A 15,246-nucleotide genomic window follows, 5' to 3' on the forward strand; every position below is an offset into this window, starting at 1 on the left:
TTCAGGGGCGTGTCATGGGGCGTCGGGTACGGGACCCGCGGGCCGCAAGTGCCACCGTCCATCGACGCCCACGCGGCTGATCGCCTCCATCTGCTCCGTGGCCTCTTCGTGGCCGGGGCGCGCGAGGTCCGCCGGGTGCCGCACGGGGTCACCGCGCCATGACGACGCCGCGGCAAGCGTTGCGATCCCGAGCGACGCGACCGACGCCGCGCCGTCCCCGAGGATCAGGGGTGCCTGGTACAACCACAGTTCGTCCACGAGATCGGCGGCGAGGAACGCGGCGGACACCGTGGGCCCGCCTTCCACGAGCACGTGGGAGACCCCGTGATCCTTCAGGGTGTGCAGTGCCTCGGCGGGATCGTGCGTGGTGAGGTGGATGAACCGCCCGTCGTGCCCGCGGTCGGTGGATGCGACGTCTCCGCGATCCGTTCCCGTGTCTCCCGGGACTCCGCGTTCGGTGTCTTCCCGGGGCGCGCGGTCGACGACGCCGCGCCGGACCTTGGCGTTCCCCGGCACGGGCCGGGTGCTCATGACCGCCCGCAGGGGTTGCCGCTCGAGGGGTTCACCCGCGGCATCCCGCGCGGTCAGGGTCGGATCGTCCGCGCGCAGGGTCCCGCCGCCCACCAGGATCGCGTCCACCCGGGCTCGTAGGGCGTGGCCCTGATCCCGAGCGGGTGCCCCCGTGATCCATCGGCTCGTCCCGTCCGCGGCGGCCACCCGGCCGTCGATCGTCTGCGCGAGTTTCAGCGTCACGAACGGCCGCGCATCACGCTGGGCGAGGAACCAGCGGTCATTGAGATCGTGGGCCTCCCTCGCGAGCAGTCCGTGGCGCACGTCCACCCCGTGTGCGGCGAGGAACGCGCCGCCCCCGCGGGCGGTGTCGGTGCCGTCGGCCACCGCGTAGATGACCCGGGGAATCCCCGCGTCGAGGATCGCGCGCGAGCACGGGCCGGTTCGTCCGGTGTGGTTGCAGGGTTCGAGGGTCACGATCATGGTGGTGTCCTCGAGCGGCGTCCCCGCCTCGCGGGCGAGCCGCAGCGCGTCCGCCTCCGCGTGCGGGGTGCCCGCCCCGCGGTGATGACCCACGTGCAGGATCTCCCCCGCGGCGGAGAGGATCACGGCGCCCACCACGGGATTGGCCCCGCGGATCCCCCGCCGAGCCGCTTCCAGGGCGGCCCGCATCGCGGTGTGCTCCGCCTCCGAGAACCGCCCGGACGGCTCCACCCCCAGACGGGAGCGGGGCGCGGGAGACGGCGCAGCGGCGTCGTCGTACGCCGTCATTTCTTCTCGTCCTCGCCCACGTACAGGCGCAGGTCCGGGAAGCCCGTCTCGATCGTCGCGCGACGGCGCTGGCGCGTGTTCACGCGCCACCACACGAAGAACCCGGCGAGCGTGAACGCCCCGTAGAACACGTACATCAAGCCCGAGGCGTAGTAACCGGCGGAGAACAAAAGGGGCACGCCCACGATGTCCACGGCGACCCACAGCAACCAGAACTCGACCCAGCCCTTGGCCATCCCGAGCGTTGCGAGCAACGAGCCCATGAAGATCCAGGCGTCCGCCCACACGGGTTCGTACGAGCCCAGGGCGCGGAAGATGGGCGTGAGAAGTGCGGTCCCGAACACGAGGGCGACCACCAGGAACACGCGTTCGCGGGCGGTGGCCCAGCGCGGGGACACGGCCTCCTCGGACGCCCCGCGGGACCGGCGCCACTGCACCCAGCCGTACACGGACACCGCGATGAACATGACCTGGCGGCCCGCCTGACCCAGCAGGTTCACGGGATTGGGGGTGTCGAACACCGCGCCCAGGAAGACGGTCAGCAGGATCGCATTGCCCACGATCCCCACGGGCCATGCCCACACCTTGCGGCGCATCCCGCCCAGCGCGGACAGCAGCCCGAAGACATTGCCGAGCACCTCGCGCCACAGGATGAAACCGTCACCCACCCGCAGCTGCGCGTCGAACAACCAACGCAGGACGTCCACGGTGTCTCCTCTCACCCGCCACTGTCGGTGGTTCCGGGGAGGAATGCGCACACGCGTCGAACACGATCGCGCGGCGGAGCACGTCACGGCACCACCCGACGGACCGCGATCGCGTGCGACCGCGCACGGTCGGGACGCCGTGACGCTCACGTGTGCCTACCATCCAGACTGTACTGTCGGTACCGGATTTCCACCGGTTCGGCCGATCCCTCCGTGCGCATCCGGTGTGGTTCCCACGGGAACCTGCTCGGTGCTGTGCACGGTGTTCACGGTTCGCGGACTGTCACCGCCGGTTCGGAATTGCACCGACCCCGGAACACGTTGCTGCGCTCATTATGCCACGCGGCCTCACCATGCCCGTGATCGGGGGCACCGGGCGGTCACGTCCTGGTTTTCTGGCCGTTCTCACGGCCCTGCAGATCCGAGAGCAGTTCGTTGACGCGGGCCTTGATGTCGTCGCGGATCCTGCGCACGTCCGCGAGGGGCTGACCGGCCGGGTCGTCGAGGTCCCAGTCCTCGTAGCGCTTGCCCGGAAACACGGGGCAGGTGTCCCCACAGCCCATGGTGATGACGACGTCGGAGGCCCTGACCTGCTCCGTCCGCAGGATCGTGGGCACGGCTGCGGTGATATCGATGCCCTCCTCAGCCATTGCCTCCACGGCCACCGGGTTCAGGCTCTCTGCCGGTTCGGACCCGGCCGAACGGACATCGATGCTCCCGCCTGACATCGCGGCCAGGTAGCCCGCCGCCATCTGGGAGCGGCCCGCGTTGTGGACGCAGACGAAGAGCACGGTCGGTTTCGTGGGTGATGGTGCGCTCATGATGCGGTCTCCCGGGTTCGGTGGGTGGGGACGGAGGGATCGTTCGGGAACACGCGCGGGCCGGCCCATAGGGCCACGTAGACCAGGCCGATCAGGACGGGCACTTCGATCAACGGCCCCACGACGCCGGCCAGTGCCTGCCCGGAGGTGACGCCGAAGGTGCTGATGGCCACGGCGATCGCCAGTTCGAAGTTGTTGCCCGACGCGGTGAAAGCCACCGTGGCCGACTTGCCGTAGTCGAGCCCCACCGCTTTCGAGGCGAAGAGGCCGATGACGAACATCAGAGCGAAGTACACGAGCAACGGCAGCGCGATCCTGACCACGTCGAGGGGCTGTGAGGTGATGGCGTCCCCCTGGAGCGCGAAGAGCATCACGATGGTGAACAGGAGGCCGTACAGGGCCCACGGGCCGATCGCGGGGAGGAACTTCTCCTCGTACCAGTCACGGCCCTTCGCCCGTTCACCCAGGACGCGGGTGAGGAAGCCTGCGAGCAGCGGGATGCCGAGGAACACCAGGACGGATCCTACGATCGCCCCCACGGAGAATTCGGCCGTGGTGGTAGGCAGCCCCAGCCACGACGGCAGGACCTGGAGGTAGAACCACCCAAGAGCGCCGAAGGCTACGACCTGGAAGACGGAGTTGATGGCCACGAGCACGGCCGCACTCTCCCGGTCGCCGCATGCGAGGTCGTTCCAGATCAGAACCATGGCGATGCACCGGGCCAGGCCCACGATGATCAACCCGGTGCGGTACTCGGGCAGATCGGGCAGGAACACCCAGGCGAGCACAAACATCACCGCCGGTCCCACGACCCAGTTGAGCACGAGCGACAGACCCAGCAATCGCTTGTCGCCGGTCACGCGGCGGGTCTCGTCGTAGCGCACCTTCGCCAGGACGGGATACATCATCACCAGTAGACCGACTGCGATCGGCAGCGACACCTGTCCGATCGTCATAGCTTCCAAAGCCGTGTTCAGCCCCGGCACCAGGCGTCCCAGCAGAAGGCCCGCACCCATGGCCAGCAGGATCCAGGCCGGCAGCCACCGGTCCAGGAACGACATGCTCTGCCTCACCGGTGCGGAGGCGATGGTGGTACTCACGGGCGGCGAGCTCCTCGTATCGACGATCATCTATGGGACACACGCTACGAGGTCATATAGATGTCCGTCAATGTAAAATCTCGGTATGAAAGCACCCGCGCAACGACCCGAGTTGATCGATGAGAAAGCAACCGAGTGCTGCTCGCTCGCCTCCTCGCCGCTCGGGGCCGGCGAGGCCGAGCGCATGACCGCGAAGCTCAAGGCGCTCTCCGACCCGACGCGCCTGCGGTTGCTCTCCCACATCGCCGCGCAGGGCTGCGACGCAGTGTGCGCCTGCGACCTGCTGGACGTTCTCGACATCAGCCAGCCCACCGTGAGTCATCACCTCAAGAAGCTGGTGGACGCCGGACTGCTCACACGCGAGCAGCGCGGCAAGTGGGCGCACTACACCGTGGTGCGCGGCGCCTTCACGGAACTGCGTGAACTCCTGGACCTGCGCTGACAGGCAGGGCGTTCTCCGCGGACCCGTCATCGGGGCCCGCATAAATTCAGGCCCGGTGCTCCCGCGCGGTCCTGCGGAGTGCCTCGATCGCGGCGGCGGGGTCGTCCTGGCCGTAGACCGCGGAACCGGCGACGAACGTGTCCGCCCCGACCTCCGCGGCGCGCACGATGGTCTCCTCCGTGATCCCGCCGTCCACCTGCAGCGCGATCGTGCCCCCGTGGGCCTTGACCGCCGCCGCGGCGCGGCGCAGCTTGGGCAGGGTCACGTCCAGGAACTTCTGGCCGCCGAAGCCGGGTTCCACGGTCATGATGAGCAACATGTCGAGCTCGGGCAGTAGGTCCAGGTACGGCTCGATCGGCGTGGCCGGACGCACCGCGAGTCCCGCACGGGCACCCGCCGCGCGCAGTTCACGCGCGAGCTTGATCGGCGCCGTGGCGGCTTCCGCGTGGAACGTCACCGACGCGCACCCTGCCTCCGCGTACGCCGGGGCCCACCGGTCCGGGTCCTCGATCATCAGGTGCAGGTCCAGGGGGATCGGGGAGACGGCCTGCAATCGTTCCACGACCGGCAACCCCAGGGTCAGATTGGGGACGAAGTGGTTGTCCATCACGTCCACGTGCGCCGCATCCGCGTTCGAGATGCGCTGGAGTTCCTCCGCGAGCCGGGAGAAGTCCGCGGAGAGGATTGACGGGTGGATGTCACAGCGGGACATGGTTCCTCCTGGGAATAGTTCCGGATCAATGACCGAGCCGCGGCTCACGCGCTCTTGCGCAGCGCGACCATGAACATGGCGTCGGTTCCGTGGACGTGCGGCCACAACTGCACACTCGTGCCCCCGCCGGGGACGTCGTGCCCCGCCGCCCGAGCGTCGTCGAGCGCGCCGGGCAGGGCGGCATCCACGGCGAGCTGCGCGGTGTCCAGGACCGACACGTCGCCGCGCCGCGCCAGGACGTCCTGGAGCACGTCGTGCGTCTCGGCGGTGTGCGGCGAACACGTGGCGTAGAGCACCACGCCGCCGGGGCGGGTGGCGTCCAGCGCGGCGTCGAGCAGCTCACGCTGCAGCGGGGTCAGATTCGCGACGTCCGACGGCGTGCGCCGCCACCGCGCTTCGGGACGACGCCGCAGCGCGCCTAGTCCGGTGCACGGCACGTCCACGAGCACGCGATCGAAACGTGCGTCCTGGCCGGACGGGATCTGCCGGGCGTCGCCGGTGCGGACGTGCCACGCCTCGTGGTCCACGGCCGACAGTGCCTGGCGCACGAGGTCGCTACGGTGCTCGCTGACCTCGTTGGCCAGCAACGTGGCACCGCGCTCGTGGGCCAATGCCGCGAGCAGCGCCGCCTTGCCGCCGGGTCCGGCGCAAAAGTCGGCCCACGCGCCGGCGTCATCGGCCACGGGCGCCTGTGCGAGCACGCGGGCCACGAGCTGGGAACCGGCGTCCTGGACACGCACCGTTCCCTCCCGCGTGCCCGGGACGCGGTGGACGTCTCCCCCGGCGCTGACCGCGCTGTTCGGGACCAGGTCACCGGGTTCGGCGCCTGCTGCGAGTGCGGGCTCGAGCGAGCCGATACCGGGCAGGGCCACGAGGTGCACACGGGGCGCCTCGTTGTCCGCTTCCAACAGGGCCTCGATCTCCGCGGTGTCTCGGCCGTTGGCGCGCAGGGACCGGCGCAACGCGCGAACCTCCCACACCGGGTGGGCGTGGCGGACACCGAGCTGCCGCAGCTCGTCGGTGTGCTCGGCGGCGAGCGCGTCCAGCCATTCGTCGTGGCTGCGCCGGGTCACCTTGCGCAGGACGGCGTTGACGAGTCCCGAGGGTCCCTGCCCGATCTCCCCGCGCACCAGACCCACGGTCGCGTCCAGCGCGGCGTGATCGGGGACGCGCATCGCGAGCAACTGGTGCACGCCCAGGCGCAGGGCGTCCAGCACCGCGGGGTCCAACTGGTCCAGCGGGCGGTCCACGCACTTCTCGAGCACGGCGTCCCACGTGCCACTCCACCGCATGGCCCCGTAGGCGAGCTCGGTCGCGAACGCCGCGTCCCGCTTGTCGAGGCGGTTTTCACGGACCAGGCGTGGCAGCACGAGGTTCCCGTAGGCGTCCTCCGAGTTGACCGCGCGCAGGGCCTGATATGCGGTCAGCCGTGCGGGATCGGAGCGCTTGCGACGCTGCGAGGGCGCGTGCGCGGAGTAAGAGCGCTCGTGCTGGGCCCGGCGGTTGCGTTCGTGGCCCTTGGCGTCACGACGCGAGCCGTCCCCCGGCCGCCGATCCCTCCCGCCGGTCTCTCGGGGCGCGCGGTCATCACGACGGCGCCCCCCGGAGTCGCGGGGCGGGCGGTCGTCGCGGCCCCGGCCGCCGGCATCACGGAACGGACGGTCGTCACGACGGCGGTTGTTCCCGCGAGGCCGGTCGTTATCGCCGCCGGAGTGGCCGCCGCGGTGCTGCTGATCCCGACTCATGTGAACGTCACCTGCTCCGTGTTCTGCTTGCCGCGCGCCCAATCGAGGGCCGCCATGGGTTTCTTGCCACTGGGTTGCACGCGGGTCAGCTCCACGGCGTAGGACCCGGTGCCCACGAAGACCCGATTCTCCCGCAGCTCCACGTGGCCCGGGGCGATCCCGGTGATCTCCGGGGCGGGGATCACGCGGTCGAGCTTGAAGCGCTGGCCGTCGAGTTCGGTCCACGCACCAGGTTCGGGGGTCACACCGCGCACCCGGTGAGCCACGGCCACGGCGGGATGTGACCAATCGACGCGCCCGTCCTGGGCCGTGAGTTTAGGGGCAGCGGTGGATTCACCGCGTTGCGGCGTGGGGTGCACGCGGCCCGAGGCCACACCGAGCAAGGATTCCGCGAGCAGGGGCGAACCTTCATGTGCGAGCCGATCCAGCACCGACCCGGACGTGTCCTCCGGACGCACCTCGTCCGTGAGGGAGCCCACCACGGGGCCGGTGTCCATGCCGTCGTCCAGGACGAAGGTGGTGGCCCCGACCACGGAGTCCCCGGCCATGAGGGCCCGCTGCACCGGGGCGGCGCCGCGCCACTGGGGCAGGAGGGAGAAATGCAGGTTGATCCACCCGTCCTGGAAGACCTCCAGGGCCGGTCGCGGCAGCAGGGCGCCGTAGGCCACGACCGCCGCGATGCTCGCGCCGGTGTCACGCAGGGTGTCCAGGAGTTCACCCCGGACCCGATTGGCCTTGATTACGGGCAGTCCGAGCTCATCGGCCCGACGACCCACCGCGGACGGGGCCATGACCTTCTTGCGGCCCACAGGGGCGTCCTCACGGGTCAGCACCGCGGTGATCTCGATCCGGGGATCCTGGTGCAGTGCCTCGAGCGGGGGGACGGCGGTCTCCGGGGTTCCTGCGTACAGGATCTTGAGGGGCTGCTGGTTCGTGTCGGGGCTCATCGGGCATCACCCGCCGCGCCGAACGCGGAACCGGCCGTGTGTGCGGCGCCGGATGCGGCTCCCGAGGTGCGGGCCGCACCGAAAGCCGACCCAGCGGCGTCGTGTGCGTCCGGTGTTGAGTGACCCGCGCGCTGCGCCTCGCGTTCGCGCGTGACACGGGTGGTCGTGTCCGTGAACGACTGCGCGCGCAACTGCCGCATGGCGTCCTTGCGCTCGTCACCCACGAGACGGTCGACGTAGAGCATGCCGCCCAGGTGATCGTTCTCGTGCTGGAAGCAGCGGGCCAACAGGCCGGTGGCCTCACGGTGCACGGGCTCGCCGTGGCAATCCACCCCGGTGAGGACGGCGTGCTCGGCGCGGGGGGTCTCGTAGGACAGGCCCGGGACCGACAGGCAGCCCTCGCCGCCTTCCTGCGGCTCCTCCCCCATGCTCAGCTGGGGGTTGATCACGTGCCCTTCGTCCCCGTCGATGCCCCACGTGAAGACGCGCAATCCCACGCCCACCTGCGGTGCGGCCAGACCCACACCACCCACGGCGTACATGGTCTCAAGCATGTCCCGGACGAGGGCAGCCAGGGCGTCGTCGAACTGCGTGACCTCCTGGGCCGGGGTGCGCAGGACGGGGTCACCGATGGTACGAATGCGCAAAATACTCACCGCGGAGTGCACTCCTCATGGGGGTCGTGGGACGGGGTGTGCCTGTCAGTCTACGGCGGGGCCCGCGACCGTCTCGGCCGCCACGACCTGCGTGCCGCCCGCCACACGACCCGTGGGGGAGGAATCCAGGGGCGGGGGCGCGATGCTGCGCAGTTGCGCCCCGGCGGTGGCCAATTGGGAATTGCGCGCCCACACCTTGGCCAGGGCGCAGAACTTGTACCAGTGCACGGGGAGGTGCTCGGGCGCGGCCTGCACGGTGAGCGCCTCGGTCTCACCGATCGCCACGGCCATCAGGACCTCCGCGTCCCCGAAACGCCACGGTTCCCACTCCCCCGCTGTGGCGTCCACGAGGGATTCCTCGGCCTTGAGCCCGGCCACCAGCTGGGTCACGACCTTCGGGTCCGGGGCCTTGACCCGCCCGGTGCGGTCCGTCCCGCGGGTCTTGTAGTCGATCAGACACACCTTGCCGCCGATGCGCGCCACGAGATCCAGCGTTCCCGCATAGCCCACCGTGGAGTTCCACACCGTGATTTCCGCGGCCAACGGTTCGGGACGGAACAGCTGCCACCACTGGTCCGCGCTGTCCGCGAACCGGGACTCGTGGTGTTCTGCGAGCGTGTCCCGGGCCCGGTCCACCTGGTGATCGCAGCCCATGGCCCGCAGGGCGAGCTGCTCGCAGTAGTCGTGCACGCGGTCACCGCGCTGCGCCGCGTGGTCCCGGTGCCGCTCCGCCGCCTTGGCCGCGTGGTTCACGAGCGAACGACGACGCCGCGTGTCCCGCAGGGCGTCCGGCAACTGGGGATCCGTGGCCAGGGCCTGCGCGGCGGTGTAGGCGTACCAGCCCCCGAGGTCGTTGGCCTCGCACCCGATGACCGTGGTGATGGAGGGGACCTCGAGGTCCCCGCCCTCACTCCGGGCGTACATCCGGCCGGTGGCGGTCTGCTGGGCCAAGCGGGGTTGCGTCATGGCCTCAGCGTAGGAAGGGGTCCAGACACGGACAACGATCGCGGGCTCAGCCGGGCGGAGCGGGCTCGGACGTCCGTCCAGGAGCCGGATCTCAGGCGGCCGGAGCCGGACCGACCGGTCCGATCGGCCTTGGACGCGAAAGAACCCGGCCCCTCCCGGGACCGGGTTCTTCGTTACCGTGCGCGATACTGGGATCGAACCAGTGACCTCTTCGGTGTGAACGAAGCGCGCTACCGCTGCGCCAATCGCGCTTGCAACGTTGAAGACTCTAGAACACTTCGTCCGGGAACGGCAAATTCGCCGTCGTCCGCGATCGATTTGCCCGGACCCGCTCCGGTGGGTAATGTTCTTGCTCGTTGGCAACGCCCCGAAAGCGAAGCCCTCCGGTGACAACACCCCGGACGGACGAGCACGGAAGGGCACGAAGACCTGTGATAAAGTTTCCGCTCGGAAGAACGGAGCACCGAGTTCCAGGGCCTCGATCAACCGACAATGCGGACGTAGCTCAGCTGGTAGAGCATCACCTTGCCATGGTGAGGGTCGCGGGTTCGACTCCCGTCGTCCGCTCGCAGTTATCGACCTCGCGGTCGAGATCTGAGACCCTATCCACGAAGGATCTGGTCCCGGTGGGGTGGCCGAGTGGTGAGGCAGCGGCCTGCAAAGCCGTATACGCGGGTTCGAATCCCGTCTCCACCTCGGTGCAACCACCTCGTTCAATATGATGAACATTGAGCGCGATTGGCGCAGCGGTAGCGCGCTTCCCTGACACGGAAGAGGTCACTGGTTCGATCCCAGTATCGCGCACCAGAGAAAACCCCGGAACACGATGTTCCGGGGTTTTTCGCGTGCCACCACTGAGCTACGACCCGGCGGCGCGCACCGAGTGGGAAGCGTGGCCCAGGGCCCGCAGCACCCGGGTCAGCCGATCGTAGGAGACCATTCCCCGCACCGCGCGAGTCACGATGACGTCCCAGGACGGCGTCTCCCCCGGTCCACGGGTGACCCAGCGGCCCGCATGCCCTCCAACAGCTCACCGAGCGCCCGGCGCGGCCCGCTGGCCACGTCCGGCCACCCCAGCTGCGTGAGCAGGTCCCGGATCATCGGATCCTCCCGGCGCTCCGAGGGCCCGCCGGCCTCGGCAGATGACAGGCCCGCAGCGAGCGCCTGGGCGATTTCGAGGGCGTCCACCAGGGGCCGCCGCGGATCGTCGATCACGGTGACCAGCGCACGGATGTCGGGGATCGTGGCACCGGCCTCCTCCCGCCGTACCCAGATGAGCTGCAGGCATTCCACGTGACCGTGATCGTAGTCCTGCCGCGTGGCGGTGAGCCTGGTACCGGCGGGCAACAGTCCCTCCCGACGGTAGAACTTGATGCTGGCCGTGGTGGTGTTGCTGACCTCGGCCAGAGCATGGAGCATGCATGACGCAACCCCCTCGGATAGTCGTCGACGCGTCAACTGTCCTGACGGCGCGCTGGATACCACAACCTTCATCCACCCCCACGGCCTGACGTGGCTGCACGGACTCGCCGCGTTCACCCTCTTCTCGGTGGGGTTGGCCATGTGGGGGATCCTGCACGGCGACGTCCGAATGCGCCGGCGGACCATGCTCGTGGGATCCCATGGCCACGACGCCCTCTCCCCTCTCACGCGTTCGGATCGACCACCCCTACGGCCACGACCAGGTCCTGCCAGCTCATGCCCACGCACTTGAACACGCGGGGCCGTGTCTCATCAGGGGCCACCGCGCCCGTGACGACGTCCGCGAGGTCCACGAGTGAGTCCTCCTGCAAGGAACCGTCGGCCACGGCCTGGATCACGTCCCCGGCTTCACGCATGGCGGTGGCCCGGTCCTCCACGACCACCTGGGCGCGGCCCATGAGCGCGGAATCGAGCTCGCGGAACTGCGGCTCGTGGGATCCCATGGCCACGACGCACGCGGTGTCCGGCACCAGGGCACCATCGAAGAGGGGCTCCGCCGCCGACGTCGTGCACACCACCACGTCCGCGTCGCGCACCTCGCTCGCGTCCCCCGATCGGGCCGCGAGACCCAGCGTGCGGGCGTAGTCGACGGCGGCGTCCACCTTGTGCGGCGTGCGGCCGCACACCACGACGTCAGCGAAGGAGCGGATCTTGGCGAATGCCTCGATGTGGGCGAGCGCCTGCGGCCCCGTACCGAACACCACGAGCTTGGTCGCCTCCTTCGGGGCCAGGTAATCGGTGGCCACGGCCGAGATCGCGGGGGTCCGTAGGGTGGTGAGGACGTTGCCTTCCAGCAGAGCTCGAAGACTCAGGGTGGCTGAGTCCATGAGCATGTAGGTGGCCTGGATGCGGGGCAGATCGCGTTCGGGATTCCCGGGCGAGACCGATGCGACCTCGATGCCTGCCCAGTCACCAATGACCGACGGCATCAACAGCAGGTGGCCCTCGCCGGCGGGGACATTGCTGCGCGCGGGGTCATCTTCCGGGCGGAATCCGGAACGCAGCGTGGCTTCGAGAAGCCGACGTGCACGCTCGGCGGGAACCGCCCGCACGATCTGTTCCTCGGCGTACCACGCGGGTGCACCCTGGATTCCTGTCGAGCACTGCTCCTGGGGGGTCGATCCCTCGGTGGTCATGATGCGGTTCCTCCCAGGGATGCGGTGCTCCGGCATTGGCCGATTCACTGTCTCGACTGTTCCGTCAGCATATCCCCGACCAGGACCGGACTTCGGAGAAAAACTCCCGCCCCACCCGGGTAAGAGACCCGGGCGGGGCGGGAGCGGCGTCGTCGCCGACGCGGTGCCGTCAGGAGACGGCGGGGATCACAACATGCAGGAGACGCAGCCCTCGACCTCGGTACCCTCGAGCGCCAGCTGGCGGATGCGGGAGTAGTACATGGTCTTGATGCCCTTGCGCCACGCGTAGATCTGCGCGCGGTTGATGTCCCGCGTGGTGGCGGTGTCCTTGAAGAACAGCGTCAGGGACAGGCCCTGGTCCACGTGCTGGGTCGCGGCGGCGTACGTGTCGATGATCTTCTCGTAGCCAATCTCGTACGCGTCCTGGAAGTACTCCAGGTTCTCGTTGTCCATGAACGGCGCCGGGTAGTACACGCGCCCGAGCTTGCCCTCCTTGCGGATCTCGATGCGCGAGGCGATCGGGTGGATCGAGGACGTGGAGTTGTTGATGTACGAGATGGAACCCGTGGGCGGAACCGCTTGCAGGTTCTGGTTGTACATGCCGTCCGCCATGACCTTCTCGCGCAGCTCACGCCAGTCATCCGCGGTGGGCAGGGCGATGCCCGCCCGCTCGAACAGCTCGGCGACGCGCGGCGTGGCGGGCTCCCACACGCCGTCGACGTACTTGTCGAAGAACGTGCCGCTCGCGTAGGCCGACTTCTCGAAGCCCACGAAGGACTCGCCGCGCTCCTTGGCGATCAGGTTGGACGCGCGGATCGCGTGGTAGGTCACCGCGTAGAAGTACATGTTGGTGAAGTCCACGCCCTCGGTCGAGCCGTAGTGGATGTGCTCCTTGGCGAGGTACCCGTGCAGGTTCATCTGCCCCAGGCCCACCGCGTGGGACATCTCGTTGCCGCGCCGGATGGAGGGCACCGAGTCGATGTTGGACATGTCCGACACCGCCGTGAGGCCGCGGATCGCGGTCTCGATGCTCGCCCCGAAGTCCTGCGACTCCATGGCCATGGCAATGTTCATGGAACCCAGGTTGCATGAGATGTCCTTGCCCACCTGCGCGTACGTGAGGTCCTCGTTGTACACGGAGGGCTCGGAGACCTGCAGGATCTCGGAGCACAGGTTGGACATGATGATCTTGCCGGCGATGGGGTTGGCGCGGTTCACCGTGTCCTCGAACATGATGTACGGGTACCCGGACTCGAACTGCACCTCCGCCACGGTCTGGAAGAACTCGCGGGCGTTGATCTTCTTCTTGGCGATGCGGGAGTCGTCCACCATCTCGTGGTACTTCTCGCTCACGTTGACGTCCGCGAACGGCACGCCGTAGATCCTCTCCACGTCGTACGGGGAGAACAGGTACATGTCCTGGTCCTTCTTGGCCAGCTCGAACGTGATGTCCGGGATGACCACACCCAGCGAGAGGGTCTTGATGCGAATCTTCTCGTCCGCGTTCTCGCGCTTGGTGTCCAGGAAGTTGAGGATGTCCGGGTGGTGGGCGTTCAAGTACACCGCGCCGGCACCCTGGCGGGCACCCAGCTGATTGGCGTAGGAGAAGGAGTCCTCGAGCAGCTTCATCACGGGGATCACACCGGAGGACTGGTTCTCGATCATCTTGATGGGCGCACCGGACTCGCGCAGGTTGGTCAGCGCGAACGCCACGCCACCGCCGCGCTTGGAGAGCTGCAGCGCGGAGTTGATGTTGCGCCCGATCGACTCCATGTTGTCCTCGAAGCGCACCAGGAAGCACGAGACGAGCTCGCCGCGCTGCTTCTTGCCCGCGTTGAGGAACGTGGGCGTGGCCGGCTGGAACCGCCCGGAGATGATCTCCGCCACGAGCCGCTGCGCGAGGGCCTCGTCCCCGTCCGCGAGGTACAGGGACACCATGACCACGCGGTCCTCGAACCGCTCCAGGTAACGCTGACCATCGAAGGTCTTGAGCGTGTATGACGTGTAGAACTTGAACGCGCCCAGGAAGGTCTGGAACCGGAACTTGTAACCGTAGGCCTGCTTGGACAGAGCCTTCACGAACTCGAAGCTGTACTTCTCGAGCACCTCGGCCTCGTAGTACTGGTGGTCCACGAGGTACTTGAGCTTCTCCTCGAGGTCATGGAAGAACACGGTGTTCTTGTTCACGTGCTGCAGGAAGTACTGCCGCGCGGCCTGGCGGTCGGCCTCGAACTGGATCTTGCCGTCCGCGTCGTAGAGGTTCAACAGCGCGTTGAGCTCGTGGTAACCCAGCCCGCGGTACTTCTCGGGGCAGGTGGGATCCTCGTGACCGGGTTCGACGCTCACGCCCGGGGTTGCATGGATGCTTGCCAAAACTTGTCCAATCCTTGGGTGACCTTCTCGACGTCCTCGTCGGTTCCCATGAGCTCGAACTTGTAGAGCAGGGGAACCTGACACTTAGCTGCGACCTTCTCCGCGGCGACGCAGAACAGGGGGCCGAAGTTGGTGTTGCCCGCGCCGAGCACCCCCAACAGGTGCGCGCGCGAGACGGGATCGTTGAGAAACTTCACGACTTGCGGTGGGACCGATCCCACTCCCCCGGGACGCCCGTAACTGGGCACTGCCAGCACGTAGGGTTCGTCGATGCGGGGAACGGGTTCGGTGGTCTTCAGGGGCAACCGGACGGACCGCACCGGGAGTTTGGTGACGAACCTGTCCGTGTTGCGCGTCACGGAGGAGAAGTACACCACTAGGGGTGCATCATCCCCCGCGACGACGGGTGTGCGATGGAGTTCCCGCTCCTTCGCCTGGGCGAGAACCGTGGCGAGAGCACTCATGCCGGGTCACTTCGATTCTGGGGGGTCGTACCAATTCGTGTGATTCCGGGGGCGGGCTGGCGGTGAGGTTCGGGGCCACTCGCCCGGGTGGTGCCGGGCCGCCCGCGGCGGCCCGTCCGTTTCCGGCTCAGGCGGAGCGCAGCAGGGCCAGCGAGTTGATCTTGTCCGGGCGGAAGCCGGACCAGTGCTCGGTGGCGGTCTCCACGACGGGGACCTGCTGGTATCCCAGGCCCACCACATGCTCGTAGGCGGCGGTGTCCTCGGTGACGTCCACGACGGTGTAGTCGATGCCCTTCTTGGTGAGAGCACGGTAGGTGGCGTTGCACTGGACGCACGACGGCTTGGAATACACGGTGACAGACATAGCCCATTCTCCTTGCGGGAAGTACCAATTTTCGGGCGCTTCCGGGGCCG

The 15,246-nt window shown here is 68.4% G+C and carries 15 protein-coding genes, 4 tRNA genes and 1 riboswitch; of the genes, 4 read left to right on the top strand and 15 right to left on the bottom strand.

Annotated features, from left to right (window positions below):
• Window positions 1-12: 12 nt before the first annotated feature.
• From ribD to arsB, 4 genes are all read right to left on the bottom strand, one after another.
• Entirely contained in the window at window positions 13-1,281 is a 1,269-nt protein-coding gene (ribD, locus tag AS25_RS04570) for a bifunctional diaminohydroxyphosphoribosylaminopyrimidine deaminase/5-amino-6-(5-phosphoribosylamino)uracil reductase RibD (protein WP_052160692.1), read from the bottom strand.
• Window positions 1,278-1,988, bottom strand: coding sequence for a nicotinamide riboside transporter PnuC (gene pnuC, locus AS25_RS04575; protein WP_035962122.1), 711 nt, complete (start codon window positions 1,986-1,988; stop codon window positions 1,278-1,280). The genes ribD and pnuC overlap by 4 nt, the downstream gene beginning before the upstream one ends.
• Window positions 1,989-2,135: 147 nt before the next feature.
• A riboswitch (FMN riboswitch) is annotated at window positions 2,136-2,311 on the bottom strand.
• A 57-nt stretch (window positions 2,312-2,368) separates the two neighbouring features.
• Window positions 2,369-2,809, bottom strand: a complete 441-nt coding sequence (locus AS25_RS04580) for an arsenate reductase ArsC (RefSeq protein WP_035962124.1) — start codon at window positions 2,807-2,809, stop codon at window positions 2,369-2,371.
• Window positions 2,806-3,939 carry an ACR3 family arsenite efflux transporter gene (arsB, locus tag AS25_RS04585; RefSeq protein ID WP_052160693.1) on the bottom strand — a complete coding sequence of 378 codons (1,134 nt, stop codon included), beginning with the start codon at window positions 3,937-3,939 and terminating at the stop codon, window positions 2,806-2,808. The genes AS25_RS04580 and arsB overlap by 4 nt, the downstream gene beginning before the upstream one ends.
• Window positions 3,940-3,994: 55 nt before the next feature.
• Here arsB and AS25_RS04590 point away from each other — a divergent pair, with 55 nt between their 5' ends.
• Entirely contained in the window at window positions 3,995-4,351 is a 357-nt protein-coding gene (locus tag AS25_RS04590) for an ArsR/SmtB family transcription factor (RefSeq protein ID WP_052160694.1), read from the top strand.
• A 46-nt stretch (window positions 4,352-4,397) separates the two neighbouring features.
• Here AS25_RS04590 and rpe read toward each other — a convergent pair whose 3' ends face one another.
• The 6 genes from rpe to AS25_RS04620 form a co-directional block, all read right to left on the bottom strand.
• Entirely contained in the window at window positions 4,398-5,063 is a 666-nt protein-coding gene (gene rpe / locus AS25_RS04595) for a ribulose-phosphate 3-epimerase (protein WP_035962129.1), read from the bottom strand.
• A gap of 44 nt (window positions 5,064-5,107) precedes the next feature.
• Complete coding sequence (locus tag AS25_RS04600) at window positions 5,108-6,808, bottom strand: RsmB/NOP family class I SAM-dependent RNA methyltransferase (RefSeq protein ID WP_084117995.1); 1,701 nt, start codon at window positions 6,806-6,808, stop codon at window positions 5,108-5,110.
• Window positions 6,805-7,755 carry a methionyl-tRNA formyltransferase gene (locus AS25_RS04605; protein WP_035962132.1) on the bottom strand — a complete coding sequence of 317 codons (951 nt, stop codon included), beginning with the start codon at window positions 7,753-7,755 and terminating at the stop codon, window positions 6,805-6,807. Before AS25_RS04605 ends, AS25_RS04600 begins: the two co-directional genes overlap by 4 nt.
• The gene (def, locus tag AS25_RS04610; protein ID WP_035962522.1) at window positions 7,752-8,411 is read right to left on the bottom strand and encodes a peptide deformylase; all 660 of its coding nucleotides are present in this window, start codon (window positions 8,409-8,411) and stop codon (window positions 7,752-7,754) included. The genes AS25_RS04605 and def overlap by 4 nt, the downstream gene beginning before the upstream one ends.
• A 45-nt stretch (window positions 8,412-8,456) precedes the next feature.
• Entirely contained in the window at window positions 8,457-9,377 is a 921-nt protein-coding gene (locus AS25_RS04615) for a hypothetical protein (RefSeq protein ID WP_035962135.1), read from the bottom strand.
• 179 nt (window positions 9,378-9,556) lie between these two features.
• Window positions 9,557-9,628: transfer RNA gene (locus AS25_RS04620), tRNA-Val, on the bottom strand.
• A gap of 243 nt (window positions 9,629-9,871) precedes the next feature.
• Between AS25_RS04620 and AS25_RS04625 the strand changes: the two genes are divergently transcribed.
• The 3 genes from AS25_RS04625 to AS25_RS04635 all read left to right on the top strand — a co-directional run bounded on the left by AS25_RS04625 (window position 9,872) and on the right by AS25_RS04635 (window position 10,184).
• A tRNA-Gly gene (locus AS25_RS04625) sits at window positions 9,872-9,944 on the top strand.
• A gap of 58 nt (window positions 9,945-10,002) precedes the next feature.
• Window positions 10,003-10,073: transfer RNA gene (locus AS25_RS04630), tRNA-Cys, on the top strand.
• Window positions 10,074-10,109: 36 nt separating this feature from the next.
• Window positions 10,110-10,184 (top strand) — tRNA-Val (locus AS25_RS04635).
• Window positions 10,185-10,334: 150 nt separating this feature from the next.
• Here AS25_RS04635 and AS25_RS13735 read toward each other — a convergent pair.
• From AS25_RS13735 to nrdH, 5 genes are all read right to left on the bottom strand, one after another.
• The gene (locus AS25_RS13735; RefSeq protein ID WP_052160695.1) at window positions 10,335-10,796 is read right to left on the bottom strand and encodes a MerR family transcriptional regulator; all 462 of its coding nucleotides are present in this window, start codon (window positions 10,794-10,796) and stop codon (window positions 10,335-10,337) included.
• Between the two features lie 227 nt (window positions 10,797-11,023).
• Window positions 11,024-11,995, bottom strand: coding sequence for an ornithine cyclodeaminase family protein (locus tag AS25_RS04645; protein ID WP_035962137.1), 972 nt, complete (start codon window positions 11,993-11,995; stop codon window positions 11,024-11,026).
• Window positions 11,996-12,181: 186 nt separating this feature from the next.
• A complete protein-coding gene (gene nrdE / locus AS25_RS04650; protein ID WP_035962139.1) occupies window positions 12,182-14,341 on the bottom strand; it encodes a class 1b ribonucleoside-diphosphate reductase subunit alpha in 2,160 nt (719 codons plus the stop codon).
• Window positions 14,338-14,832: a class Ib ribonucleoside-diphosphate reductase assembly flavoprotein NrdI gene (gene nrdI, locus AS25_RS04655; protein WP_084117996.1), complete on the bottom strand. Its 495-nt coding sequence runs from the start codon at window positions 14,830-14,832 to the stop codon at window positions 14,338-14,340. The genes nrdE and nrdI overlap by 4 nt, the downstream gene beginning before the upstream one ends.
• A 127-nt stretch (window positions 14,833-14,959) precedes the next feature.
• A complete protein-coding gene (nrdH, locus tag AS25_RS04660) occupies window positions 14,960-15,196 on the bottom strand; it encodes a glutaredoxin-like protein NrdH (RefSeq protein WP_035962144.1) in 237 nt (78 codons plus the stop codon).
• Window positions 15,197-15,246: the final 50 nt, after the last annotated feature.

The sequence above is a fragment of the Kocuria marina genome, from assembly GCF_000786655.1.
In the GTDB taxonomy this organism is placed as follows: Bacteria; Actinomycetota; Actinomycetes; order Actinomycetales; family Micrococcaceae; genus Kocuria; species Kocuria marina_A.